Source organism: Mycobacterium sp. MFM001 (assembly GCF_003402475.1).
Classification (GTDB): domain Bacteria; phylum Actinomycetota; class Actinomycetes; order Mycobacteriales; family Mycobacteriaceae; genus Mycobacterium.
Window position 1 is genome coordinate 25140 of sequence record NZ_BFAB01000013.1, and the last position, 22648, is coordinate 47787.

Annotated in this window: 23 protein-coding genes and 1 pseudogene; 11 read left to right on the plus strand and 13 right to left on the minus strand. The window is 65.5% G+C overall.

The window, feature by feature from the left end; genetic code table 11:
- Nucleotides 1-8 precede the first annotated feature (8 nt).
- The 6 genes from MFM001_RS19815 to MFM001_RS19840 are packed head-to-tail and all read right to left on the minus strand — an operon-like array spanning nt 9 to nt 6903.
- A complete protein-coding gene (locus MFM001_RS19815; protein ID WP_116376972.1) occupies nt 9-1529 on the minus strand; it encodes a class I adenylate-forming enzyme family protein in 1521 nt (506 codons plus the stop codon).
- Nucleotides 1522-3084: a class I adenylate-forming enzyme family protein gene (locus MFM001_RS19820; protein ID WP_116376973.1), complete on the minus strand. Its 1563-nt coding sequence runs from the start codon at nt 3082-3084 to the stop codon at nt 1522-1524. Before MFM001_RS19820 ends, MFM001_RS19815 begins: the two co-directional genes overlap by 8 nt.
- A complete protein-coding gene (locus MFM001_RS19825) occupies nt 3074-4489 on the minus strand; it encodes a class I adenylate-forming enzyme family protein (protein ID WP_116376974.1) in 1416 nt (471 codons plus the stop codon). Before MFM001_RS19825 ends, MFM001_RS19820 begins: the two co-directional genes overlap by 11 nt.
- Entirely contained in the window at nt 4489-5268 is a 780-nt protein-coding gene (locus tag MFM001_RS19830) for an enoyl-CoA hydratase/isomerase family protein (protein ID WP_116376975.1), read from the minus strand. The genes MFM001_RS19825 and MFM001_RS19830 overlap by 1 nt, the downstream gene beginning before the upstream one ends.
- Nucleotides 5265-6068: an enoyl-CoA hydratase/isomerase family protein gene (locus tag MFM001_RS19835; protein ID WP_116377034.1), complete on the minus strand. Its 804-nt coding sequence runs from the start codon at nt 6066-6068 to the stop codon at nt 5265-5267. Before MFM001_RS19835 ends, MFM001_RS19830 begins: the two co-directional genes overlap by 4 nt.
- Before the next feature lie 13 nt (nt 6069-6081).
- A complete protein-coding gene (locus tag MFM001_RS19840) occupies nt 6082-6903 on the minus strand; it encodes an enoyl-CoA hydratase/isomerase family protein (protein ID WP_116376976.1) in 822 nt (273 codons plus the stop codon).
- A gap of 122 nt (nt 6904-7025) precedes the next feature.
- On the opposite strand from MFM001_RS19840, the gene MFM001_RS19845 reads away from it, so the two are divergent.
- The 3 genes from MFM001_RS19845 to MFM001_RS19855 are packed head-to-tail and all read left to right on the plus strand — an operon-like array spanning nt 7026 to nt 9347.
- Complete coding sequence (locus tag MFM001_RS19845) at nt 7026-7694, plus strand: hypothetical protein (protein ID WP_116376977.1); 669 nt, start codon at nt 7026-7028, stop codon at nt 7692-7694.
- 1 nt (nt 7695) lies between these two features.
- Nucleotides 7696-8481 carry a FadR/GntR family transcriptional regulator gene (locus MFM001_RS19850; RefSeq protein WP_116376978.1) on the plus strand — a complete coding sequence of 262 codons (786 nt, stop codon included), beginning with the start codon at nt 7696-7698 and terminating at the stop codon, nt 8479-8481.
- Nucleotides 8478-9347 carry an enoyl-CoA hydratase/isomerase family protein gene (locus MFM001_RS19855; RefSeq protein ID WP_116376979.1) on the plus strand — a complete coding sequence of 290 codons (870 nt, stop codon included), beginning with the start codon at nt 8478-8480 and terminating at the stop codon, nt 9345-9347. Before MFM001_RS19850 ends, MFM001_RS19855 begins: the two co-directional genes overlap by 4 nt.
- A gap of 85 nt (nt 9348-9432) precedes the next feature.
- Here the strand turns inward: MFM001_RS19855 and MFM001_RS19860 are convergent, their stop codons facing one another.
- The gene (locus tag MFM001_RS19860; RefSeq protein ID WP_116376980.1) at nt 9433-10203 is read right to left on the minus strand and encodes a TetR/AcrR family transcriptional regulator; all 771 of its coding nucleotides are present in this window, start codon (nt 10201-10203) and stop codon (nt 9433-9435) included.
- Nucleotides 10204-10299: 96 nt separating this feature from the next.
- Here MFM001_RS19860 and MFM001_RS19865 point away from each other — a divergent pair.
- Nucleotides 10300-10515 (plus strand): annotated as a pseudogene (locus tag MFM001_RS19865) (SDR family NAD(P)-dependent oxidoreductase); the annotation flags it as partial.
- Between the two features lie 40 nt (nt 10516-10555).
- Nucleotides 10556-11563 carry a dihydrodipicolinate synthase family protein gene (locus MFM001_RS19870; protein WP_116377035.1) on the plus strand — a complete coding sequence of 336 codons (1008 nt, stop codon included), beginning with the start codon at nt 10556-10558 and terminating at the stop codon, nt 11561-11563.
- 6 nt (nt 11564-11569) lie between these two features.
- Here MFM001_RS19870 and MFM001_RS19875 read toward each other — a convergent pair whose 3' ends face one another.
- On the minus strand, nt 11570-11911 hold the full coding sequence (locus MFM001_RS19875) for a hypothetical protein (RefSeq protein WP_116376982.1): 342 nt from the start codon (nt 11909-11911) through the stop codon (nt 11570-11572).
- Between the two features lie 181 nt (nt 11912-12092).
- Here MFM001_RS19875 and MFM001_RS19880 point away from each other — a divergent pair, with 181 nt between their 5' ends.
- Genes MFM001_RS19880 through MFM001_RS19905 form a run of 6 tightly spaced genes read left to right on the plus strand, consistent with a single transcriptional unit; the run spans nt 12093 to nt 18797 of the window.
- Nucleotides 12093-12914, plus strand: coding sequence for an enoyl-CoA hydratase (locus MFM001_RS19880; RefSeq protein ID WP_238159295.1), 822 nt, complete (start codon nt 12093-12095; stop codon nt 12912-12914).
- Nucleotides 12911-14113, plus strand: a complete 1203-nt coding sequence (locus MFM001_RS19885; RefSeq protein WP_116376984.1) for an amidohydrolase family protein — start codon at nt 12911-12913, stop codon at nt 14111-14113. The genes MFM001_RS19880 and MFM001_RS19885 overlap by 4 nt, the downstream gene beginning before the upstream one ends.
- Nucleotides 14113-15732 carry an acyl-CoA synthetase gene (locus tag MFM001_RS19890; protein WP_116376985.1) on the plus strand — a complete coding sequence of 540 codons (1620 nt, stop codon included), beginning with the start codon at nt 14113-14115 and terminating at the stop codon, nt 15730-15732. Before MFM001_RS19885 ends, MFM001_RS19890 begins: the two co-directional genes overlap by 1 nt.
- Nucleotides 15729-16562, plus strand: a complete 834-nt coding sequence (locus tag MFM001_RS19895) for an amidohydrolase family protein (protein WP_116376986.1) — start codon at nt 15729-15731, stop codon at nt 16560-16562. The genes MFM001_RS19890 and MFM001_RS19895 overlap by 4 nt, the downstream gene beginning before the upstream one ends.
- Nucleotides 16563-16564: 2 nt before the next feature.
- Nucleotides 16565-17599: an acyl-CoA dehydrogenase family protein gene (locus tag MFM001_RS19900; protein WP_116376987.1), complete on the plus strand. Its 1035-nt coding sequence runs from the start codon at nt 16565-16567 to the stop codon at nt 17597-17599.
- A 10-nt stretch (nt 17600-17609) separates the two neighbouring features.
- Nucleotides 17610-18797: an acyl-CoA dehydrogenase family protein gene (locus MFM001_RS19905; RefSeq protein ID WP_116376988.1), complete on the plus strand. Its 1188-nt coding sequence runs from the start codon at nt 17610-17612 to the stop codon at nt 18795-18797.
- 86 nt (nt 18798-18883) lie between these two features.
- Here the strand turns inward: MFM001_RS19905 and MFM001_RS19910 are convergent, their stop codons facing one another.
- The 5 genes from MFM001_RS19910 to MFM001_RS19930 all read right to left on the minus strand — a co-directional run bounded on the left by MFM001_RS19910 (nt 18884) and on the right by MFM001_RS19930 (nt 22640).
- Entirely contained in the window at nt 18884-20173 is a 1290-nt protein-coding gene (locus MFM001_RS19910; RefSeq protein ID WP_116376989.1) for a hypothetical protein, read from the minus strand.
- Nucleotides 20174-20268: 95 nt separating this feature from the next.
- On the minus strand, nt 20269-20553 hold the full coding sequence (locus MFM001_RS19915; protein WP_116376990.1) for a WXG100 family type VII secretion target: 285 nt from the start codon (nt 20551-20553) through the stop codon (nt 20269-20271).
- A 39-nt stretch (nt 20554-20592) separates the two neighbouring features.
- Nucleotides 20593-20889: a WXG100 family type VII secretion target gene (locus MFM001_RS19920; protein WP_116376991.1), complete on the minus strand. Its 297-nt coding sequence runs from the start codon at nt 20887-20889 to the stop codon at nt 20593-20595.
- A gap of 77 nt (nt 20890-20966) precedes the next feature.
- Nucleotides 20967-22325 carry a PPE family protein gene (locus MFM001_RS19925; protein ID WP_116376992.1) on the minus strand — a complete coding sequence of 453 codons (1359 nt, stop codon included), beginning with the start codon at nt 22323-22325 and terminating at the stop codon, nt 20967-20969.
- A 15-nt stretch (nt 22326-22340) separates the two neighbouring features.
- Nucleotides 22341-22640, minus strand: coding sequence for a PE family protein (locus MFM001_RS19930; protein WP_116376993.1), 300 nt, complete (start codon nt 22638-22640; stop codon nt 22341-22343).
- Nucleotides 22641-22648: the final 8 nt, after the last annotated feature.

Sequence of the window (22648 nt, forward strand, 5' to 3'; positions counted from 1 at the left end):
GCCGTTACTTAGAGGCCCCCGACTGCTGGGCCAAAGATCTGACGCAGTCGGCGACCGTCGACCTTGCCCGTGGCGCCCCGTGGAATCGCGTCATCCGAGTCGACCAACAGCCATACCGTCGGCACCTTGAAGGAGCTGAGTAGTTTGCGCGCCGCGGCGCGCAACTGTTCGACGGTCATCACGGCGGTATCACACACGACCGCTGCGCCCGCCTGATCGCCTTGCGTCCCAGGCACATTGGTAACATAGGCGGCTTCGACACCGTCGATTTCGCGCAACGCCCGTTCGACCTCGCCGGGATAGACGGTGGCGCCGCTGACTTTGAACATGTCGTCGGCTCTGCCGTGGTAGAACAGGAACCCGTCTTCTTCGAGGCGGCCGAGGTCACCGGTGGGGTAGAAACCGTCGACCGTGAACACATCTTCGCGGCTGCGTCGACAGATGCCGCGCAGCGTGTGCGGCCCCCGAATCTCGATCATCCCAACGGTTCCCGGTTGAACCGGCTCTCCAGTATCGGCGTCGGTGATCCGGACCTCCATCCCGGGAAACGGTTTGCCGCAGCTGCCCCAGGCGGATCGCGGCATATCGGTGTCGGCAGGATAGCCGCAGTAGGGGCCGAACGACTCGGTCATCCCGAACAGCGTTGCCCGCGCTCCGGGCTCCGAGCGTTGCCCGGGCGGCAGCAAAGCCTCCAGGCTACCCGGCCGCAGCGCCGACAAATCAGCCGAATCCGAGTGGCGCGCCAGCGCTTCGGCCTGATCGGGCCAGCCGCGAAACAGTGTGACCCGCTCACGCTCCAGCAGCCGCAGCGTGGTTTCCGGTCGGGGGGTTTCCTCCGTTACCAACGTGGCACCGGCCAGCAGCGCCGAGAGCACACCACCGCCGAAACCACCCACCCAGAAAAACGGCATCGGCAGATACAGGCGGGTATCCCGGTCGATGCAGCGGCTGGCCAGACCGGATTCCACGGCAGCCAGCGCACTGCCGTGCGAGTGCACGACGCCTTTCGGCGGCCCGCTACTGCCGGACGTGAACATGATGACCAGCGGGTCGCTGGGTGTCACCGCATCGGTGAGCGCGCCAAAGATCCGGGCAGCACGTTGGGTGGGGCGCATCGTTGGCACCTGGTCCGCGGTCCAGACGTGTCGCAGCCCCGGAAGCTGGTCACGCTGCAGGTCGTCGAGATAGCGGTGCCCGCGGAACTCCTCGACGCTGACCAGAAATTGCACCGAGGCGACCCGCAACTGCGCCGCCAACTCCCGCGGCTGCAAGAGGGTGCTCAACGGCACCAGTACCGCGCCGATGCGTGTCAACGCAATCGCGATCTGTACCCAGCGCGCGCTGTTGGGCATGATCAGCCCGACCCGCGTTCCTTTCACAATGCCGGCTTCGACGAATGTCGCAGCCAAATCGCGTGTGCTCGAGTCGAGTTCGCGGTAGCTCAGCAGGTCGGCCGGGTCGATCACCATCGGTTTGGCGCCGTGCTCAGCGGCACGCGTCCGCACGACCCGGTCGATGGTGTCAGACATCGAATACCTTCCTCAGCTGACGCACATCGACCTTGCCGCTGGCCAGCAGCGGAATGTCGGTGGGCCGCACCACCGCAAACCGCTTGGGAATCTTGTATGCCGACAGTTCGGCCCGCAGCCGCTCGCGAAGCGCCGCTTCGTCGAACGGCGTGCCGTTCTCCACGGCTACCACCGCGGCAACCACCTGCCCCCGTTCCGGATCGGAAATGCCGAGCACATGCGCGACGGCCCCGCCGGTGACTTTGGTGATCGCCTTCTCCACCTCCGCCGGTGCCACGTCGGCGCCGGCCGTCTTGATCATCGAGCCGCGACGCCGAATGAAATACACGAACCCGTCGCTGTCGACGGCCACCAGGTCACCGGTGTGGAACCAGCCGTCGGCGTCGAAGCATTCTTCGCGGCTGCGCTTGTAATACCGCTGCATCAGATACGGCCCGCGAAGGCACAGTTCGCCGAGTTCACCCTCCTGAACCCCCCGGCCAGAAGACGGGTCGATGACCTTGATGTCGAAGCCGGGCGCCGGTTTTCCGAACGATCCGCGCCGATGCTCGGGTTGGTCGGTTTCGTCGCCGCTGATCAGCACGACGCTGCCGGCCTCGGTGAGTCCGAGCATGTTGTGCCGCAGCTCGGGATCGGCCGGTCGCACCTCGGGTGCCATGATCGGATACAAGTTGCCGCGGCGCATCGACGACAGGTCGTGATCGGCGAAGCTCGGATGCCGCGCAAGGTGGGCGACCCCGGCGGCGAAACCGTTGGCGACCGTGGGTTTTTCGGCCTCGAGCAGGTCGAGTGTCGTGGCGGCGTCGGTGGCGTTGGAGCACACCAACGTGGCCCCGGCGACCAGCGTGGCGAGCACCGCGAACCCGAAGCCGCCGATCCAGAAGAACGGCGAATTGCAGAACAGCTTGTCATCGGCGGTCAAGCCGCGAATCTCGTTGAGATTCTTCTGGTGGTCGAGCAGCGTAGCATGCGTGTGCACCACCCCTTTGGGTGCGCTGGTGGTGCCCGACGTGTAGATGATCGCCAGCGGATCCGATCCGTCGACGTCGTCTTCCATTGCCGTCAACAACCGATCGTCGGCCAATCGGCCTACCCGGTCGACATCGAATAGCACATGACGCAGCTGGGGCACCCGGATGCTGAATAGCGGGTCGGCAGAGTCGAGTTCAACGTCCGACAGCACTTCCGCCAGCCGTTGCCGGTAATCGTGGGAGCGGTACGACGGGGCTGCGAGGAGGATCTCGACATCGCTGTCGACCAACTGCTCCTGCAACTCCGACGCGGTGACGAACGTGGAGAACGGGACGACGACGGCGCCGATCCGCGCCGCTGCCAGCATCGCCACGATGAAGGCAACGCCGTTGGGGTACAGCAGCCCTACATGAGTCCCCTTGCCGGCGCCGAGAGCGAGGAGACCACGAGCCAGCCGCGCCGAGCGCCGTTCGGCCTCGCCATAGCTGATGCGCTCGGAGTCGCAGACCAGAAATGGATGCCTCCCGCGCGCACTCGCCTGCAGCCGGAGGACATGGCCTACGGTGGGCGAGTCAGCCCGCATGAGCCGACTCGTTGAAGTAGGCGCGCACCGCAGTCAGGTCCGGCTTGCCCGACGGCGTTCGCGGAATCTGGTCGACAATCGCGATGTCGCTGGGGATCTCGTAACGCGCCAACCGCGCCCGAAGATGGTCCGTCAGGGCGGCCACATCCGCTGGCTCGCGTAGCTCCACCATCGCGACAGGCGTCTCCCCAAGGCGGTCGTCGCGTCGGCCGACCACCGCGGCGCCGGCCACCGCCGGGTGGCTCTCCAGCGCGAGTCGCACGTCGTCGGGCATCACCTTGAAACCGCCGCGGATGATCGCCTGGTCGGCGCGCCCGATGATCCACAGAAAGCCGTCGGCGTCGATGCGTGCCATGTCCGTGGTGCGCATCCAATCCGTCGACGGCCCCAGCTGCCCGGGTTTGACTTCGAGTAGGCCTACTTCGTCGGGCCCGAGCGGTGCGCCGTCGTCGCCGACCACCCGCAACTGCGCGCCAAGGCTGGCACGCCCCACGCTGCCGCGCTTGGCCGCCCAGTACGTGTGGTAGTCGGCCAATGTCCAGCCGGCGACGCCGCCCCCGAATTCCGTTGCGGCATAGGATGTCAACACCGGGATGCCGAACTTGTCATAGAAGGCATCCGCGTCATCAGCCGACAGCGGCGCGGTCCCCGATGTCACGGCCCGGACGCTCTGCAGGTCCTCGCGTGTCAAGTCGGAGTGCAACACCATCCGCAGCGCCGCAGGAACCAGCGACACCGCCCGAGGCTTGTGCCGGCGCACCGCGTCGGCCCACCGCTCGAGCTCGAACCGCTCCAACAGCGCGAACGGCCTTGCCTCCGCGACGCATTGCAGTACCCGAAACACCCCGCCGATGTGCACCAGCGGCGAGTTGACGATCGCCACACCGCGGCGCAGCTCCGTGGGCGCCGGTGACCGGTTGCCCTCAGGGCCCATCACGCTGTGCGCCAGCATGTCGTAGGTGAGGTCAATTCGCTTGGGCGGGCCGGTGGTTCCGCTGGTCAACATCCGCACCGCAACCCCGGGCCGTCGGACATCCTCAGCGGCGCCGGAACGAACCACCGCCAGCTCACCGATCGGAGCCGCCGAACGGGCAAGATCACTGGGTTCGCCGATTATCACCGGGAGACCGAGCTGTTCGATGTCGGCCTTGGTGCGGTCGTTCCCGCGCGACGGGTTGATCGTGACGACGGTCCCGCCGCTCAGCAGTACGCCCAGCAGCGCAGCCACATGAGCCGGCTTGTTGCGCAGCAGGATGCCCACCTGTCCCGTTCCGGCGAGGGAACGGAATTCGGCAGCCGCCTCGTCGAGCTCACCCCACGACAACCACTGGCCCTCATACTCGATGGCCGGTGCGTCGGGATGCAGAGCGAGGACGTCGGCGATGCGCTGACTGAGCCGATGCATCACCGGATCCTCGGCTGCACCGCCGTGCGCGCCTGGGAGGCGAGTTCGGCGGTGCCGATCGGATTACCGAGCCGGGTGTAGATGAGGTTCTGCTCCATGGCCGCGCGATAGGGCTTGTCGAGCGATTCCCAGATCGCCTTGACCGTTCCCTGGGTCGCCGACCGCGGTTTGGCCGCGATGGTCGCTGCGATCTCGTGCGCACGCGCCCAGAGCCGGTCGGGGGGGACCACCTCTGTGACCAATCCGATCCGCAGCGCGGTGTCCGCGCCGACGCGTTCGTCGTTGCCCATCAACGCTATTCGCAACGTTTCGCCCAACCCGATGCGGCGCATCAACCCAATGGGCTCCAGTGCGCAAACCAACCCCGCCGACACGTGCGAGTCGAAAAACGTCGCATCCGTGGAGCAGATCACCACGTCGGACTCGTTGACGAAATAGAACGCGCCGGCGGTACACATGCCCTGCACCGCGCACACCACGGGCTTCCACATCTTCTGCCACTTGGGGCTGAGCGCTTCACCGGGATCCTCGTGGTTCCAGATGTTTTCGGGCTGGCCGTACGGCGCCTTGACGTCGAGCCCGGCGCTGAATGCGCGGTCACCGGCCGCGCGCAGCACCACCGCGTGGACCGCGTCGTCGGCCTTGACGATCCGCCACGCCTCCGCCATCTCCTCGCACATCGTGCGGTTGAATGCATTCAAGTGGTCTGGCCTGTTGAGCGTGATCGTGGCGACCCGGTCGTCGGGATCGACCTCGAGCAGGATGGTTTCGAAGCTCATCGGCACTGCCACTCCGGTGCCCGCTTTTCGACGAAGGCTTTGGGACCTTCGAGTGAATCCTCGGTGTGCAGGTTGCGCTCCCGGAAGGCTTCGGCAAGCATCTCGGCCTCGTGCAGCGGCAGATCGAGGCCCTTGAGGATCGCCAGACGGGTGCCGCGCACGGCCAGCGGCGCGTTGGAGTTCACGATGTCGGCGATCTCGTGGGCACGTTCCAATAACCGCTCGTGCTCGACGATTTCGCTGATCATCCCGAGTTCGTAGGCCCGCTGGGCGCTCATCCGCTCGTGCTTGCCCATCAGCGCCATCCGCAAGGCGATCGAGCGCGGCAACACACGGGCCACCCTGACCACCTCACGCCCGGCCACCAGGCCGATGCTGACGTGCGGGTCGAAAAACGTCGCCTTGTCGGATGCGATGACGATGTCCCCGGTGGTCACCCAGTCCAGGCCGGCGCCGCAACAGATTCCGTTGATGGCGGCCAGCACCGGCTTGGCCATCGTCCGAAACGGCGGCGTACCCTCCTGCGGCGCTTCCCATTGTTCGTAGGTCGACAGATACGGCCGTTCGTTGATCACCTTGCCGTCACCGGGTATGGCCTTGACGTCGGCGCCGGTGCAGAAGGCCCGGCCGGTGCCGGTCACGATGAGAAGCCAGATGTTGTCGTCGTTTTCGGCTTCGTGGTAGGCGGCGCGCAACTCGGTGATCATGTGCGGGCTGAGCGCGTTGAGGGCATCCGGGCGGTTCAAGGTGATCGTGGCCTTGTGCCCGTCGACCTCGTATTTGACGGTGTCGAACGACATGGTCTTCCCTTCGTCAGCGCCCACGGAAATCGGGCTCCCGGCGTTCCCGAAATGCGGCCAGGCCCTCTTTGAAATCACCGGTGCGGCAGGACAACTCGAGATTGAAAAGTTCTTGCGTCATCGACTGGCTCAGCGTCGCGTGCTGGCCGTAATGGATCGCCTGCTTGGCCAGTCCGATCGCCACCGTGGGCCCGGCTGCCAGCCGGGCCACCAGGTCTTCGCCCATGTCGTCGAGGTCTGCCGGGTCGACGGCGCGATAAATCAGTCCCCAATCGGCGGCCTCCGATGCCTCGACCTGCTCGCCCAGCAACAGCATCTGCTTGGCCCGCGTCAGCCCGATCAGCCGCGGCAGCAGCCAGCTGGAGCCCGAGTCCAGGCTGAAACCCCGGGCCAAAAACGGCTCCCAGAACAGCGCATCCGACGCTGCCACGGTGAAGTCCGCCGCCAACGCCAGATTGCACCCCAGGCCGACCGCCCAGCCCCGCACGGCGCATACCACCGGCAGCTGGATGCCGTGGATCAGTTCGATGACGCGGTGGGCGGCGTGTGGGATGCGCCGCACCAGATCACCGGTCCGCGGCCGCGGCTGGCCGGATTCGTTCGTGGCGACCCAATCAGCGCCCGCGCAGAAGTCGCCGCCTGCACCACGAATAAGAATGGCGCGCAACGAATCGTCGGTGGCGGCCGCGGTCAGCGTGTCGACTAACGCGTCGATCATCGAATGGCTTAAGGCGTTGCGCCGGGAGGGCCGGTCAAGGATGAGCCGCAAGACCGGGCCGTCCCGTTGGGCCGTGAGTGAGCCGTCGTCGCGCGTGGAATCAAGCTCCTGACTCACCGTTGAATCCGCCCTTCCCCGCCACTACGGTTAGCCCTACAGTAGGCAATACGATTTCTGCCCTGTATAACTTAGCAAGGAAAGCCGGTCGGCGGAACATCCGCGTCGGGAAAGAGGACACAATGGCGCAGGCCAGCGGACCCGGAGGCGCCCGGTTCGGCGAACAACCGCTCGCCCAGACGGTCGCCGCTGCCGGCGCCATCCGGCGGCTCAGCTCGCTGCTGCTGTCGTTGGAACACCCGCATCCGACCGTGGACTCGATTCTCGCCCAGTGCGCCGACTGGGAACGTGAGTTGGCGGCGGCGGTACCGCCGGACGCCACGCCCCGCATCGGTGACGACGACAGCGGCAGCCGGCGGGTATATCTCGACCACGCCACCGACATCGGCGCGTTTAACCCGTGCTTTCCCGAATACCGCTTCGATCACCTCGACGGCCAGACTGGGTCGGGGCGGGTCACTTTCCCGCTGGTATACGAGGGCCCACCGGGATTGGTGCACGGCGGGTTTCTGGGTGTCTTCTTCGACTGTGTCATCCAGCACCAGAACTGCGTCACCGGGCTGTCCGGCAAGACCCGTTCGCTCAACATCGCTTTCCGGCGGCCGACACCCATCCTCACCGAACTGCGTTTCGACATCACCCGCTCTGAGGTCGAGCGCGGCATCATGTCGACGGCCCGGCTGTCGCTCGACGAGGAGGTGCTGTGCACCGGCGAGGTCGACACGCTGGCGATGCCGCCGGACAAGTTGACCGGATACCGGTTTGGCAAGCGACGAGCCGAGAAGTCCTGACATGGCGCGCATTCGCCAACCACGTGTCGCCGAAATCGTGGCCTCGCGGTTGCGCGACGACATCTTGTCCGGGCGGCTCAAGGAAGGCGACGTGCTGCCGTCGCAGGAGAGTATGTTCGGAGAATTCGGGGTGAGCCCGCCGGCGCTGCGCGAGGCGATCCACATTTTGGAGGCCGACGGCCTGATTTCGGTGCGCCGCGGCAACGTCGGAGGGGCGGTCGTGCATCAACCGACGGCCGAGCGGACCGCGCAGATGATCAGCATGGTTCTGCAGGCCCGGGCCGCGACGCCGGCCGACGTCAGCGAGGCCCTGATGCATCTGGAACCGATCTGCGCTGGCATGTGTGCCGCCCGCGATGACCGGATGACCGAAGTGGTGCCCTATCTTCAGGCCGAAATCGACGCACAGGCAGAACAATTCGACGATGTCGCCCGCTACGTTCCCAACGCCCGCCGATTCCATGAGGCGCTGGTCTCCCGATGCGGCAACGAACCGATGATCCTGCTGATCGGCTCACTGGAACTGATCTGGTCCGCGCACGAGTCGTCGGTGTGGAGCGACGACGGCACCACCGCGCCCATAGGCGGTAAAACCAGGCGCGCCGCGCTACGCGACCATCAGCGTCTGCTCGACGCAATCCGCGACGGCAATGCCGCACGAGCGGTCCGGCTGGCACAGGAACATCTGGCCGCTGCGCGTCGCAACACTCTTGCCTTCGGCACCGACAAAACCATTGAGGCCAAGCGGATGTCGAACGGCGGGCGAAGAAAGGAGTCGCTCAGATGACAGCGGCAGACGATCGTGTTCTCTTCGAAGTCGATCCGGCTAAGCGCATCGCGACGATCACGTTGAACAATCCCCAGCAGCGCAACTCGTACGACGCGACGATGCGCGACGCGATCGCGCGTTACCTCGATCGGGTTGCCGACGACGACGATCTCACCGTGGTGCTGTTGCGCGGAGCCGACGGCGTCTTCAGCACCGGCGCCGACATGAACAACGCCTACGGTTGGTACGGCTCGCCGGGTGTCAAGACACGTCCTAGTCAGCGCCGCCGATTAGCGGTGGATCGCAAATCGTTCGGCTTCTACCACAACCTGATGGGATTTCCGAAGGTCACCGTCGGCGAGATCAGTGGCTACGCCCTCGGCGGCGGCTTCGAAATGGCTTTGATGACTGACATTTCGGTGATCGCGCGCGACACGAAAATCGGGATGCCGGCTACCCGCTTTCTGGGGCCGGCGCTGGGCAGCCTGCACATGTTCTTCCACAGGCTGGGTCCGGTGCTGGCCCGGCGGCTGCTGCTGACCGGCGACATCGTCGAGGCCGGCGCCGTCGAGCATCTCGGAATCTTCACGGACACTTGCGATCCCGGGATGGTGACCAAGCGAGCCCGGTACTGGGCAGAGAAGGCGGCGAAAATGCCCGCCGATGGGGTGGTTATCGCCAAGGAAGCGTTCCGGCTCGTCGAACAGAGCCAGGTCTACCAGGGCGAAGAAGTCGCCAGCTACCTGTTCCACGCATTCGGGACGAACCTGCAATTCGCGCTGGGGGAGTTCAACTTCGTCAAGACCCGTGCGCAGCACGGAACCAAGGAAGCATTCCGGCTACGCGACGAACACTTCGACGTCCCCGAACCCGACGCGCAGTAGGTGACCTTTCACCGGGAGCGTTCACAGAATGCCGGTTTCCGCGGCGTGTCGTGTACAAACACGCACGCTCGCGCCGGAACGGGGCTTAGCGCGTGGCTTTGGGCCGTGCCCGAGGTTTCCGTTGCCGGGCAGTTGGTTTCGTCCTCTGCTCGATCAGCCGGCCGGCGTGGTCGAGGATGCACTCGAGGCCGTATTCGAAGTTGTTCTCGTCGGGCGCGCCGATGTGGTAGCCCTTGGCGGTCATCTGAGCCAGCAGGGGCGTGGTTTGAGCGTCGATGACCATGGCGTCGTCGATGGTGCGTGCCCCGTTCTCGGTCGCCTGGTTTTTTTGGTGCAGACGGTGCAGGACCACCGATCCGCGAACATGCACAGACACCGCGGAGTAGGTGTCGAAGGCCTCCTCCGGAGACAAGCCCGCCTCGACCAGACCCGCGATCGCCTTCTCGATTTCCTGAACTCCCAGTCTCGCTGCCTTGGGGCTCAGCGCGGACCGGATCAGAATCAGGTCGCACAGGATCGGGTTGCCCAGAAACGTCTTCCGCATCGAGCGGGCATGGTTGCGCAACGTCTCGCGCCAATCGCTGGCTTCGACATACGGCGTGGCGAACACGTACTTGCTCAGCGCGCGGTCCGTCATCGCGTTGAGCAGGTCGTCTTTCTTCCGGAAGTACCAGTAGATGCTGGTGACTCCCACACCGAGGTGCTTGCCGAGCAGAGGCATGCTCAGGTTGTCGATCGACACCTGCTCGGCGAGTTCGAACGCACCGCTGATGATGTCGTCGGGGTTGATGGACCCGCGTTCGCGTCGCTGACGCTTTTCGGCAGTCGCTTGCTTTGCCACGAGGGGCACCTCCATGAGATATCTACGCGGGTCCAGTTGACTGCGCCATTGCGGTCTGGTCACCGTTACGGTCTACTACTGTAATACCTATCGTAGGGGTTTTGGTACTTCATGGACCTCGGGCTGGCAAACGCTACGGCCGTCGTCGTCGGCGGCGGGCGCGTCATGGGACTGGCCACTGCGCGCTGTCTGGCCGACGACGGCGCCCGGGTGGCGTTGATCTCACGCTCTCGCGCCGATCTTGACCGGGCGGCAGCCGACTTAGCGGGCCGCGGCAGCCCCGATGCTATCGGATTGACGGCCGATATCACTGACGCCGGCGCGGTCGACGTCGACGGCGGCTCGGACTTCATGCAAGGAGCGGATGGTGGCGACGGCTTCTGAGGCACGCGCGTGGGCGCGCAGCGCGTTGCGCGGAATCGGCGACTCGCTGTACACGCCGTTTTGCGGCGCCGACGGCGACGACATCGACTGGGACGCGTATCGGACGCTGGTGCATTACTGCGTCAGCGATCTCGGTCATCCGCTGTTGTGGTGCACCAGTGGTATCGCCGAGTTCTGGTCGTTGACGCTCGACGAGCGTAAACGCTTGCTGGAGGTGGCGATCGAGGAGGGGCGCGCCGCTAACCCGGACGTCGTCGTACAGGCGTGCACGGCGGCGATGTCGGCCAAGGACTGCCTGGATTTGACGCTGCATGCCCAGCAGGCCGGTGCCGACATCGCCTACATCCAGACGCCGATGATGGAGACACACGGCGGCGAGGGCGTGCTGCGATTCTTCAAATACATTGCCAGCCATACGGATATCGCGCTCGGAATGTTCAATTCGCCGTCGTCGGGCTATGTGTTGACCCCCGCCGAAAGCGCTCGCATCTACGACGAGGTTCCCGCCGTCTGCGCCACCAAGGAGGGCGCCTTCCGGCCCGCTGCCAGTCGTCTGCTGCACGAACTGGCGTCCGGGCTGGTGCTCTGGGAATGCGACAAGACCGTCTACCGGGCCGGATGGCTGCGCGACGGGATCGTCTGCCCGGCCCAATTAGGCACCGCCGGCTACCTATTCGAGACGCCGCAGCGGCGCTTGCTCTCCGAGTACTGGGACTTGATCGTCAACGACAAACTCGTCGAGGCGATGGACTACGGCCGGGAATCCGGTCTGGACCAGTTCGACCTGGACCTCGGGTCGTGGTTCACCTGCTATCCGGGGCGGGCCGATTACTTCACCCACTGGGGTGGTGCGTTCAAGTACGCCGCGTCGCTGCTGGGTCTGCCGATCGGGGACTATCCGCATTCGCGGCCGCCGCAAGCCGAGTTGCCGGCGGAGGCCAAGACCCAGATCGAAAACGCCTACCGGCGGCTGGGATTGGTCGAGGCGTAAGCCGACTCAATTCTCATCGGCGATCAGCCGTTCGAGAAGTTCGACGATGTGTTGCTGGCCAGCGGCCGCCACGTCGAGCTTGCCGTGGATTTCACCGATATGGCCCTGCAGGTCGGTGACATGCCCCCGCAGGTCGGTGATGTCTTCGCGCACGGCATTGAAGCTGGCCGTGGTGGCTCGACGGAAGTCGCGCAGCTCGTCGCGAAATTCGGTGACGTCGCGGTCGGCCGCGCCGGCGAGGACATGCGCCGCAGCGGCGTCTTGTTCGCTTGCCCGAACCCGCTCGCTGAGTTGGTGCACCTGCGACTCCAAATTGGTCACGCGAGCTTCCAGGTTGTCGGGCGACATGGTCGTCAGCTTACCGAGTTCGCGTCGCGCTGCCAGTCAGTCGGCCAGCCCCACCAAATCCGACTTCTGACCAGCAATTGACGGCGTAGCCGGCGCCGGCCGTCACTTGCAAGGTCCCGCTATCGAAAGGTATACAGTATGAGTCATAGCTTTCAGTCGGACAGCCGCCAGGAGCGTCATTGTGAGCACACCTGACCATGACGCGGTGCTGTACGAAACGACGCCGACCGGCGTCGCGGTCCTGACGCTGAACCGCCCGGACCGGCTGAACACCTGGGGTGGTGACATCGCGACCGCTTACTACGCCGGTCTCGATCGCGCCGAGGCCGACTCGGACGTTCGAGTGATCGTGGTGACCGGTCGCGGCAAGGCATTCTGTGCAGGCGCCAATCTGGGGTCGACGGCGACGGTGGGCGAGTCGCTGGGGAACGGCGAGCGGCGCGATCTGTCGGAGTTGGTCGGGGAGCGGCAACCGTACTACCTCACCACGCTGAGCAAGCCGGTGATTGCGGCCGTCAACGGATCCTGCGTCGGCATCGGCCTCACTCAGGCACTGATGTGTGACGTCCGATTCGCTGCTGCCGGAGCAAAATTCGCCGCATCGTTCGCACGCCGCGGGCTGATCGCCGAGTACGGCGTCTCGTGGATACTGCCGCGGCTCACCGGCTGGGCCGTCGCGCTCGACCTGTTGCTGAGCGGCCGGACGTTCCTTTCCGAGGAGGCCGCCGAGTTGGGTCTGGTCAAGGAAGTCGTCGCACCGGAAAACCTGATGCGGCGCACGATGGATTACGCCGAAGACATCGCCGCGAACTGCTCGCCGGCATCGATGGCCGTCATCAAGCGGCAGGCCTACGGTGATGCCATGCGCGACGTCGCCGAGGCCAGCGCCCGAGCCGAAACCCTTCTGCAGGAATCGCTGCAGCGGCCCGATGTCATCGAAGGAATCACAAGCTTCCTCCAGAAGCGGAGCCCCAATTTTCCCGGGCTGAAAGGATCATCATGACGAACTTGGGCTATCAGGCGATCGACGTCGACAACCATTACTACGAGCCGCTGGACGCGTTTACCCGCCACTTGGACAAGAAGTTCAAACGCCGCGGCGTGCAGATGCTCAGCGACGGCAAGCGCACCTGGGCAGTGATCGGCGACCGCGTCAACCACTTCATCCCCAACCCCACCTTCGACCCGATCATCGTGCCGGGGTGCCTGGACTTGTTGTTCCGCGGCGAAATTCCCGAAGGCGTGGACCCGGCATCGCTGATGAAGGTCGAGCGGTTGGCGGATCACCCCGAGTACCAAAACCGCGACGCGCGCATCCGGGTGATGGACACCCAGGGCATCGAAACCGTCTTCATGCTGCCGACATTCGCGTGCGGCGTCGAGGAGGCGCTCAAGCACGACATCGAGGCGACGATGGCGTCGGTGCACGCATTCAACCTGTGGCTCGACGAGGACTGGGGATTCGACCGGCCCGACCACCGAATCATTGCGGCGCCGATCATCTCACTCGCCGACCCGGCCCAGGCGCTCGACGAGGTCGAGTTCGTGTTGTCACGCGGCGCCAAGCTGGTGCTGGTCCGGCCGGCGCCGGTGCCCGGCGAGGTCAAACCGCGATCGCTGGGCGACCGCACCCACGACCCGGTGTGGGCCCGGCTCGCCGAGGCCGGGGTGCCGGTCGGATTTCATTTGAGCGACAGCGGATATCTGCACATCGCCGCGATGTGGGGCGGCAAGTCCACGTTCGAGGGCTTCGGCGCCAAGGATCCGCTGGACACCGTGCTCCTCGACGACCGCGCCATCCACGACACGATGGCCTCGATGATCGTGCACGGTGTCTTCACCCGCCACCCGAAGCTGAAGGTGGTCAGTATCGAAAACGGTTCGTACTTCGTCTACCGCCTGATCAAGCGGCTGAAGAAGGCGGCCAACAACTATCCGCAACTGTTCCCCGAGGATCCGGTGGAGCAGCTGAAGAACAACGTGTGGATCGCCCCGTACTACGAAGACGACCTGCCGGACTTGGCCGAGGTCATCGGCGTCGACAGGATCCTGTTCGGGTCGGACTGGCCGCACGGCGAAGGCCTGGAGAACCCGGTCGCGTTCACCGAGGAACTCAAGGGCTTCAGCGAAACCGATATCCGAAAGATCATGCGCGACAACGCATTGGATCTGCTCGGACTCAAGGTGGGATCGGCGGCCTAGTGCCCGAGTGGACCATCGGCGCGGTTCTCGACGCGATCGCCGACGTCATTCCGGATCGGACGATGACCGTGTGCGGCGACCGCCGCAGCACCTTCGCGGAGTCCGCGGACCGGACCCGCAGGCTGGCAAACTTCCTCGCGGGCAACGGGTTCGGTGTACACCGCGAGCGCAATAGCCTGGAGCGCTGGGAGTGCGGCCAGGACCGGGTTGCACTGGTCATGCACAACGACCTCTACCCCGACATGGTGGTCGGGTGCCTGAAGGCGCGCACCGTTCCGGTGAACGTCAACTACAACTACACGCCGCGTGAAGTCGAGGAACTGTTCGACTACATCCGGCCGCGGGCGGTCGTCTATCACCGGTCGTTGGGCGCGAAGTTCGCCGCGGTGTTCAGTAGTGCCGATCTGTTGGTGTCCGTAGACGACGGAAGTCTCGCGCCCGAATTGCCCGGCGCTGTCTCGCTGGATGACGCACTGGCGCGAGGGGATACCGACCAGCCCGTGACGCCGTCGCCGGACGACGTGCTGATGATTTGCACCGGAGGCACCACCGGTCGCCCGAAGGGCGTGCTGTGGCGCCAATCCGACATCTACGTGTCCTCGATGGTCGGCGCCGACCATGAGTCCGCCGCGGAGATCCACGACAAGGTACGCGGGCCGACCGGTGCGCCGTGGTTTGCGGTGTCCCCGCTGATGCATGCCGCCGGGATGTGGACGGCGTTTTCGGCCATCCTGCACGGCACGACGGTGGTGCTCTACGACACCGGCACGAAGCTCGACCCGAAGGCGGTGTGGCAGACCGCCGAGCGCGAGAAGGTCGGCCTGATGACGATGGTCGGCGACGCCTATGCCGCACCATTGGTCGAAGAACTGCAGCGGGGCTCCTACGACCTGTCCTCGCTGTACGCAATCGGCACCGGCGGTGCCGCAACCAACCCCAAATACCAACGGGCACTGCTGGAATTGCTGCCACAGATCACACTGATCAACGGGTACGGCTCGTCGGAAACCGGCAACATGGGCTTCGGGCACAGTCGGTGCGATACGCGAACCGAGACGTTCACGCTTCGCGAGGGCGGATTGATCCTGTCCGAGGATTGCACTCGATTCCTGCAGCCCGGCGAACAGGAGGTCGGCTGGGTGGCCCGCGCCGGCCGGATTCCACTCGGCTACTTCAACGACCCGGAAGCCACTCGCCGAACATTTCCCGAGGTCGAAGGACGGCGGGTGGTGATCTCCGGAGACCGGGCCCAATTCGACGACGACGGCACACTGCGGTTGTTCGGCCGTGATTCGTTGGTGGTCAACACCGGTGGCGAAAAGGTGTTCGTCGAAGAGGTGGAAGAAATTCTGCGGGCGCACCCGGCTGTCGCCGACGCCTTAGTGGTGGGCCGGCCGAGCGAGCGCTGGGGTGAAGAACTCGTCGCGCTCGTCGCATTGCGGAATGGCGCCAGCGCGGACCGTGACCCGCTGCATGCACATTGCACGGGGCAGCTGGCGCGGTTCAAGGCGCCCAAGGAGTTCATCTTTGTCGAGCAGGTTCGTCGGCTGGGCAACGGCAAACCTGATTACCGGTGGGCGAAACGTCAAGTGAAAGAAAAGGCGCCGATGTCGACATGAAAGCGATCGATTGTCTGGTCAACGTGCACTTCGGCGAAACCGAGAAGCAGCCGAGCTGGATGCTGAAGGTTCGCGACGACTACTTCAAGGGCCCGAAGTCGATGTTCGAACCGGTCGAGCTGGCCGAGCTGCTCGACGAGATGGACGAACAGGGCGTGCAGAAGGCCATCCTGATGGACTCGCTGGCCAACCCCTCGGTGACGGCACGCAAATTCGTTGCAGCCCAGCCGGATCGGTTCGCGCTGGCGATGGGCGGTGTCAACCTGTTGCGTCCGGTCAAGCCGCTGCGGGAATTGACCGCAGTCGTCGAGGATCTGCCGGTCGCCTACGCGGTCGTGGGACCCAGCTTCTGGGGCGACGGGCAGTACCCGCCCAGCGACGCCGTCTACTATCCGCTCTACGCCAAGTGCGCCGAACTGGATCTACCGCTGTGCATCAACACCGGAATTCCCGGTCCGCCGATCCCCGGTGAGGTGCAGCATCCCATGCATCTCGACCGGGTGTGCGTGCGCTTTCCGGAGCTTCGGCTCTGCATGATCCACGGCGCCGACCCATGGTGGGACGTGGCCATCCGACTGCTGATCAAGTACCGCAACCTGCGGCTGATGACGTCGGCGTGGTCGCCGAAGCGCCTACCGGAAAGCCTGCTGCATTACATGCGCACCCGCGGTCAGCACAAAGTGATCTTCGCATCGGACTGGCCGGTGCTGCCGATGCGCCGCGTTGTGCCGGAAGCGCGGGCGTTGGATTTGCCCGCCGAGGTGCTCGACAACTATCTGTACAACAACGCTCAGGAGTTCTTCTTCGGCGACCGGGAACAGGAGCAGTGACGATGGACCGCTTCGAGCTGCGCAGGCTGGACTACAGCCTCACCGAGGATCACGAGGCGTTGCAGGCCGCCTATCGAGATTTCTTCAAGACCCGCTGTCCGATCGAGACCGTCCGCGCCGCAGAGGAATCCGGCTTCGACAAGAACCTGTGGGAGCGGCTGTGCGCGATGGGGGTCACGACGATGGCCCTACCGGAGTCCGCGGGCGGCGACGGGGCGACGCTGGTCGACCTCACCCTGGTGGCCGAAGAGATCGGCCGTTCGCTGGCGCCGGTGCCCTGGATCGACCACGTGTGCGCCGCCCGGTTGCTCGCGCGGCTGGGGGCGGTGGATGGCGACGTCGTCAGCGGCAAGCAGCTCGCGGCGCTGGACGCGCAAATCGACAGCGGCGCAGGACCCAGGCTGATCCCGACCGGGTCGATCGCGGACCACGTGATCGTGCGCGACGGCGACCAAGTTGTGCGCCTGACGTTCGCCACCCGCCCGGCGAAGGTCGACAATATCGGCCGGCAGCCGATGGCGTGGGTCGATCCGGCCGCTGCCGACACCCGCACGGTGTTGGCCAGTGGCGGCGATGCAGTGGCGAATTACGGTCGCGCACTGGACGAGTGGCGGCTCTTGATCGCGGCCGCGTTGGTTGGGCTTGTCGACGAGACGATGACCATCGCCGCAGAATTCGCTAAATCCCGTTACACGCTGGGAGTGCCGATCTCTACCCTGCAGGCCATCTCCCATCCGCTGGCGAACATGGCGATCACCGTGCAGGGCGGTCGCAACCTGGCCCGCCGCGCCGCCTGGTTTTTGGACAACGAACCCGACGAGCGGCCCGAGTTGGCGCCGTCGGCGTTCGTCTTCATGGCCGAGGAGGCCGCCAAGGCGGCAACCATGGCGGTGCACATCCAGGGCGGCCTGGGCGTTTCGGCCGAGGCCGCCGCGACGGCGTATCTGGTGCGGGCCAGGGGATGGCCGCTGGCGGGCGGAGACCCCGGCGCCAGCGCCCGGCGCATCGCCGAAATCGTTGCGGCACGCGAAGTCTAGGAGCAAAGCGATGGATTTCTCACGAGTCGAGCTGTCCGACGAGGACAAAGCGTTCCTCGACGAAGCGCGCGCGTTTCTGGCCACCCATGTGACCGAAGAGGTCAAGCGGCGCGATCGCGAGACCGGCGACAACTTCGACGAAGGCGTGCACCTGGCACTGGGCGCCGCCGGCTACTTGGAAGCGGAGTGGAAGCCGGAATCCGACGGCGGGTTTTCCCGGGTGCGCCGTCGCATTTGGGAGTTGGAGAAGCGCCGCGCACACGTGCCGTGGGTGACGTGGGGGACCACCGCGATGGTGGCGCGGTCGGTGGCGAAATTCGGCTCGAAGGAATTGCAGGACGAGGTGCTGCCGGGCGTCTTCAGCGGGCACGTCCGGCTGTGCCTGGGCTACACCGAACCCGAGGGCGGCTCGGACGTGGCCACCTGCAAGACGCGCGCGGTGCGCGACGGCGACGGCTGGATCATCAGCGGCTCCAAGATGTTCACCACCGGAGCCCACAACTGTCAATATGTTTTCCTGATCACCAACACCGATCCGGACGCGTCGAAGCACCAGAGCCTGACGATGTTTCTGGTTCCGCTGAATTCACCCGGCATCGAAATCCAGGGCATCCGAACGATCGACGGCGACCGCACCAACATCGTGTACTACAGCGACGTCCGCGTCGACGACAGGTACCGACTGGGCGAGGTCAACCAAGGTTGGACCGTGTTGCGTGAGCCGCTCAACGTCGAACACGGCGCGGTCGCGGCCGCGCCCGACGGGCTGCAGGACCCCTCGATCATGATGCACCAGGCCGGGTTCATGGCCGAGGCGGTGGACAAAGCTGCCAAGCGGGCGGGCCGCGGCCTGATTGAGGACGGCGCGGTCGCATATCGCTTGGGCCGCAGCGTCACTCGGATGGAAGCCGCGCTATCCACGCCGAGCATCTTCGGTCGGGTCGCGCTTGCTCAGACCATGCGCGACATCTCGCCGGACTTGATGGACATCCAGGGCGCCGCGTCGGCTCTGCCGCTAGGCACCGACGGCGCCACCGACGACGGCGCCTCCGAATACGTCTACCGGTTTGCTCCGTTGGTCGGAATCTACGGCGGCACACTGGAAGTATTCCGCAACATGATCGCCCAGTACGTCTTGGGCCTGGGCAAGCAGCTACCGCGAGCAGACGCAAAGTCCCCTATTTCCCATGGAAATTAGGGCACTTTGCGTCTGCTCGGCCAATGTGAGCCGAGCCCGGCCACGGTGACGCGACCGGGCTCGCTCACGATCCCGCCGCTAACGAACTACGGCACGAACGGCATCATGTGGTCGGGCATGAAGAACATTTCGTGACCAGTAGGTGCGACGAACGACTCGCCGCCACTTGGGGCGACGTTGACGCTCGGGTCGAAGCTGGTGGTCACGATGGTTGTACCGCCAGCCGTCTCCACCGCGTGACTGAAGATGGTGTAGTCAGTCGCGGTGCCGGTAACTCCGGCTGTGCTTCCGGGGTTGTGCGCGGTCGCCGAGTCGAAGCTGCCGAAGACAACGTAGGCCCCCGGTGATACCGCTTCGTTGTTTGGCGGGCCGACGGCGGTGACCGGCCCTGTGTTCACGGCCGTCGCCGAACTGGCGTTGGCGTCTGCAATTTGAGCTGTGCCGTTGTTAGCATTTGCGGTATCGAAGGTGACCGGCTGGGTAGCAGCACCGTCGTTCCCAATGGCCGCGTGACCGCCATGGGTAGCAGTGGCCGAGTTAGCAGTGACCGCCTCACTGCTGGTGCCAGCGGTGTTACTGTCGATGACACCCGCCGTGCTGCCAGTCCCGCTGGCGTTTGCCGTGTTAAGCGTGACATCGGCAGACCCGCCCAGGTTCCCAATGCCAGCACCGCCGCCGTTGCTGGCCGTGGCACTGTTGAAATCGACGTTGCCGGTGCCACCCGGTCCGGCGCCGAAGAAGCTGCCGTTCGACACGATCGCCTCGCCACCGCTGCTGGCCTTTGCGGAGTCGAACTGCACATCGCCGGTCGAGGGGCCAACGCCAACGGCTCCTACCGCCGCCACACTGCCTGTGCCGTTAGCCGTAGCAACGTCGTGCGAAACGGCGCCGGTTCCGCCGGCGTTTAGAACGTCCGCGGTACCGCCGTTGGATGCGGTTGCGGCATCGTTGGTGACGGTACCGGTGCCCGGCGTTAGATTTTCGATCGTCGCGTGACCGCCAGTAGTGGCCGTAGCGGTGCTGTTCTGCGCATCACTGATGAGCGCCGAGCTGGGCGTCTGGCTTGCGCTGCTGTTGCTGGCATAAGCGATGTCGTTCTTGTCAGTGCCGACTGAATCATTGGCAAGCCCGACCTCGGTGTTCGAGGCGGGACCGCTGTAGGTCGCGAGATCGTTCTGCGTGCCAGACAACGCTTGTGTACCGGCGTCGCTCTGGCCCGGAAGCGGTGCACCGGGGAAGGTGTCGATGACGACCTTTCCGTCATACGAGATGTCGACGTCGGCCCAAGCGGTGCCGGCCGCGGCGATCGGGAGGGCCGCGCCGGCCAGCATGGCGCCGGCAGCCATCTTCACGCGACGGCGTGATTTGTTACTCATTGGAATCCCTGTTCTCTCAATGGGTTCGGTGCGGGCGATGGCCCACAGTTACTGTGAAGCACCCCCTTTCGCGGTTCAGGTGGTGACCTGCGCGGCTAGATCCAGCTGGATCCGACCGCGGAGTCGGTGTTGAACATGTTGGAGCCGGCGGTTTGGACCTTGGAGCCGTGCGCGTTGGCCTGCTCGTAGATCACCTGGAAGTTGCGACCCAGCTCGGTGATGAACTGCTGGCATGCCGTCGAGCCGGCCCCACCCCAAAAGTCCCCGGCGGCAAGGACATCGCGGATGATGGCCTGATGCTCGGCCTCCAACGCCATCGCCTGAGCGCGGATCAACGCCCCGTGGGCGTCCACGTCGCCGAACTGGTAATTGATGCTCATTAGTGTCTCCTGACGTGAGAGTGTTTGTCCGGCAGCGGGTTAGCTGCTGAGGATCTGCTGCGAGGCCTGCTCTTGCGTCTCGTAGTTGTTGGCGTCGCGGATCAGCCCGTCGCGCACACCGTGCAGCATGTTGACGATGTTGCGAAACGCCTGATTCATCTGGCCCATGGTGTCGTAAGAGCTCATCTGGGCGATGCCGCTCCAGCTGGCGCCGGCGATGTTTTGCGAGGACGCCCACATCTGCCGGGCCTCGTCTTCCACGGTTTGGGCGTGCACGTCGAAACGTCCTGCCATTGCCCGCATTTGATCTGGGTCGGTCATAAAACGTGTAGTCACTTGACTGTCTCCTTACGTGCGTTCATCGAATAACTGGGGTCGCTGTGACCGGATACCAAAGGAATCCCTCCTTCCCGTCACACCTCAGTCAGCGCGTCGACCGGCGCATGCCCGTTGGTCGGCAGGTTCGCATTTCCGTTGGTCGGCAAGTACACGATGGTCGGCCGGTATCCGGGGACCGGCGCCGCGACTCCGGCGGCTGGGGATTCCGGGGCCCGGGGGTATCCAGCCGCTGGTGGCCGAGCCACCACCCCGGCAAGCCGCGGCCCGTATGTGGCAGCGCCTGTACTGCCGCTGCCCGCCGTCGCAGCCCGGGGTAGCCCACCGAAGATCATGGGGACACCTGACCCGCCGCCAAACCCGTTGCCCGGCACCCCCATTGGCACACCAACCAGCGGCACGCGGCCCAGCAGAGCCTCCGGAGCCGCCGCCGCGGCCCAACTCTGCGGCACCGACAATGGCCCCATCGACAGGGCCCGCCCCATCCCCGCCGATACTGCCGGGTTCAGCCCGGAACCCAGTCCGGCCGCCCCGCCCATCCCGGGCAACATCAATTGCAACGGCCGGGCAGCGCCGGCCGCGCCACCTACGATCGCCGGCGCAGCCACGCCCATCCTCGCCATCTGCGAGAACGCACTCATCATCTGGGTGGGCAGCATCAGGCCGTACACAATCGGATACATCAGGAAGAACGCGTTGGCAGGGTTCGAGAACAGGTTCGATAGCAGGGACGACGCTAGCGACGACCCGGTCGTCGACGATGACGCCGCCGGTGAGGCCAGTGACTGCAGCGCCTGGGTCCCCGCCGCCATCGCCTGGGGGGCCACCGCGATGGTCTGCGCATGATTGGCGACCGCACCCAGGGCGGACCCGCCGGCCGCGAGGTGCTGGGCGGGCAGCGCGGCCAAATTGGTGTTCGGTGTTGCCGGCGTCCACGGTGTCACGCCCGCGGTGATGGCCGCCGAGGCCGCGGCGTAGCCGTACATCGCCGCGGCGTCTTGGGCCCACATCTCCATGTAGTGGGCCTCGGTGGCCATGATCGCCGGGGTGTTTTGCCCGAAGAAGTTCGTCGCCACCAGCGCCATCAACAGCGCCCGGTTAGCGGCGATCACCGGCGGGGGCACCGTCATCGCGAACGCCGCCTCGAACGCCGACGCCGCCAACTGGGCCTGTCCGGCGGTCTGCGCGGCATGTGCCGCGGTGGTGTGCATCCACGTCACATAGGTGGCGGCCGAGGCCGCCATTGCGATCGACGACGGGCCCAGCCACGGTCCGCCGGTCAGGCCCACCACCACCGACTGATAGGCGGCAGCCGCCGACTCCAACTCGGCGGCCAGCCCGTGCCAAGCCGCCGCGGCGGCCAGCAGCGGGAACGGCCCCGGGCCGGCATAGATTCGCGCGGAGTTGACCTCCGGCATCAACAGCGCCCAGTCCATCGCTGCACCGCGTCTTTAACTCATCGCGGCCGCGTTGGCGGCCTCGGCGACCGCATACGAGCCGGCGCTGGACCCCAGGGTGGTGACAAACATCTGGTGGATCGCAGCGGCCTGCGCGCTCACCGCCTGATACATCGCCGCGTGCGTGGAAAACACCGCCGCAGTCAGCGCCGACACCTCATCGGCAGCAGCCGGAGCCACCGCCGTGGTCGGGCCCGCCACCGCCGCATTACCTGCAGCCATCTGCGAACCAACACCCTGCAAATCAAGAGCCGCAACCGTCATCATTTCCGGCTGCGTATTGACAAATGACATGTGCTTCC

Excerpts from the sequence above, each read along its gene's own strand:
- MFM001_RS19830 (WP_116376975.1), bottom strand. The coding sequence starts at position 5,268 with ATGAGCTTCGAAACCATCCTGCTCGAGGTCGATCCCGACGACCGGGTC.
- MFM001_RS19915 (WP_116376990.1), bottom strand. The coding sequence starts at position 20,553 with ATGAGCATCAATTACCAGTTCGGCGACGTGGACGCCCACGGGGCGTTG.
- MFM001_RS19875 (WP_116376982.1), bottom strand. The coding sequence starts at position 11,911 with ATGTCGCCCGACAACCTGGAAGCTCGCGTGACCAATTTGGAGTCGCAG.
- MFM001_RS19845 (WP_116376977.1), top strand. The coding sequence starts at position 7,026 with ATGGCGCAGGCCAGCGGACCCGGAGGCGCCCGGTTCGGCGAACAACCG.
- MFM001_RS19930 (WP_116376993.1), bottom strand. The coding sequence starts at position 22,640 with ATGTCATTTGTCAATACGCAGCCGGAAATGATGACGGTTGCGGCTCTT.
- MFM001_RS19850 (WP_116376978.1), top strand. The coding sequence starts at position 7,696 with ATGGCGCGCATTCGCCAACCACGTGTCGCCGAAATCGTGGCCTCGCGG.
- MFM001_RS19905 (WP_116376988.1), top strand. The coding sequence starts at position 17,610 with ATGGATTTCTCACGAGTCGAGCTGTCCGACGAGGACAAAGCGTTCCTC.
- MFM001_RS19835 (WP_116377034.1), bottom strand. The coding sequence starts at position 6,068 with ATGTCGTTCGACACCGTCAAATACGAGGTCGACGGGCACAAGGCCACG.
- MFM001_RS19825 (WP_116376974.1), bottom strand. The coding sequence starts at position 4,489 with ATGCATCGGCTCAGTCAGCGCATCGCCGACGTCCTCGCTCTGCATCCC.
- MFM001_RS19860 (WP_116376980.1), bottom strand. The coding sequence starts at position 10,203 with ATGGAGGTGCCCCTCGTGGCAAAGCAAGCGACTGCCGAAAAGCGTCAG.
- MFM001_RS19900 (WP_116376987.1), top strand. The coding sequence starts at position 16,565 with ATGGACCGCTTCGAGCTGCGCAGGCTGGACTACAGCCTCACCGAGGAT.
- MFM001_RS19855 (WP_116376979.1), top strand. The coding sequence starts at position 8,478 with ATGACAGCGGCAGACGATCGTGTTCTCTTCGAAGTCGATCCGGCTAAG.
- MFM001_RS19910 (WP_116376989.1), bottom strand. The coding sequence starts at position 20,173 with ATGAGTAACAAATCACGCCGTCGCGTGAAGATGGCTGCCGGCGCCATG.
- MFM001_RS19820 (WP_116376973.1), bottom strand. The coding sequence starts at position 3,084 with ATGCGGGCTGACTCGCCCACCGTAGGCCATGTCCTCCGGCTGCAGGCG.
- MFM001_RS19885 (WP_116376984.1), top strand. The coding sequence starts at position 12,911 with ATGACGAACTTGGGCTATCAGGCGATCGACGTCGACAACCATTACTAC.
- MFM001_RS19895 (WP_116376986.1), top strand. The coding sequence starts at position 15,729 with ATGAAAGCGATCGATTGTCTGGTCAACGTGCACTTCGGCGAAACCGAG.
- MFM001_RS19815 (WP_116376972.1), bottom strand. The coding sequence starts at position 1,529 with ATGTCTGACACCATCGACCGGGTCGTGCGGACGCGTGCCGCTGAGCAC.
- MFM001_RS19925 (WP_116376992.1), bottom strand. The coding sequence starts at position 22,325 with ATGGACTGGGCGCTGTTGATGCCGGAGGTCAACTCCGCGCGAATCTAT.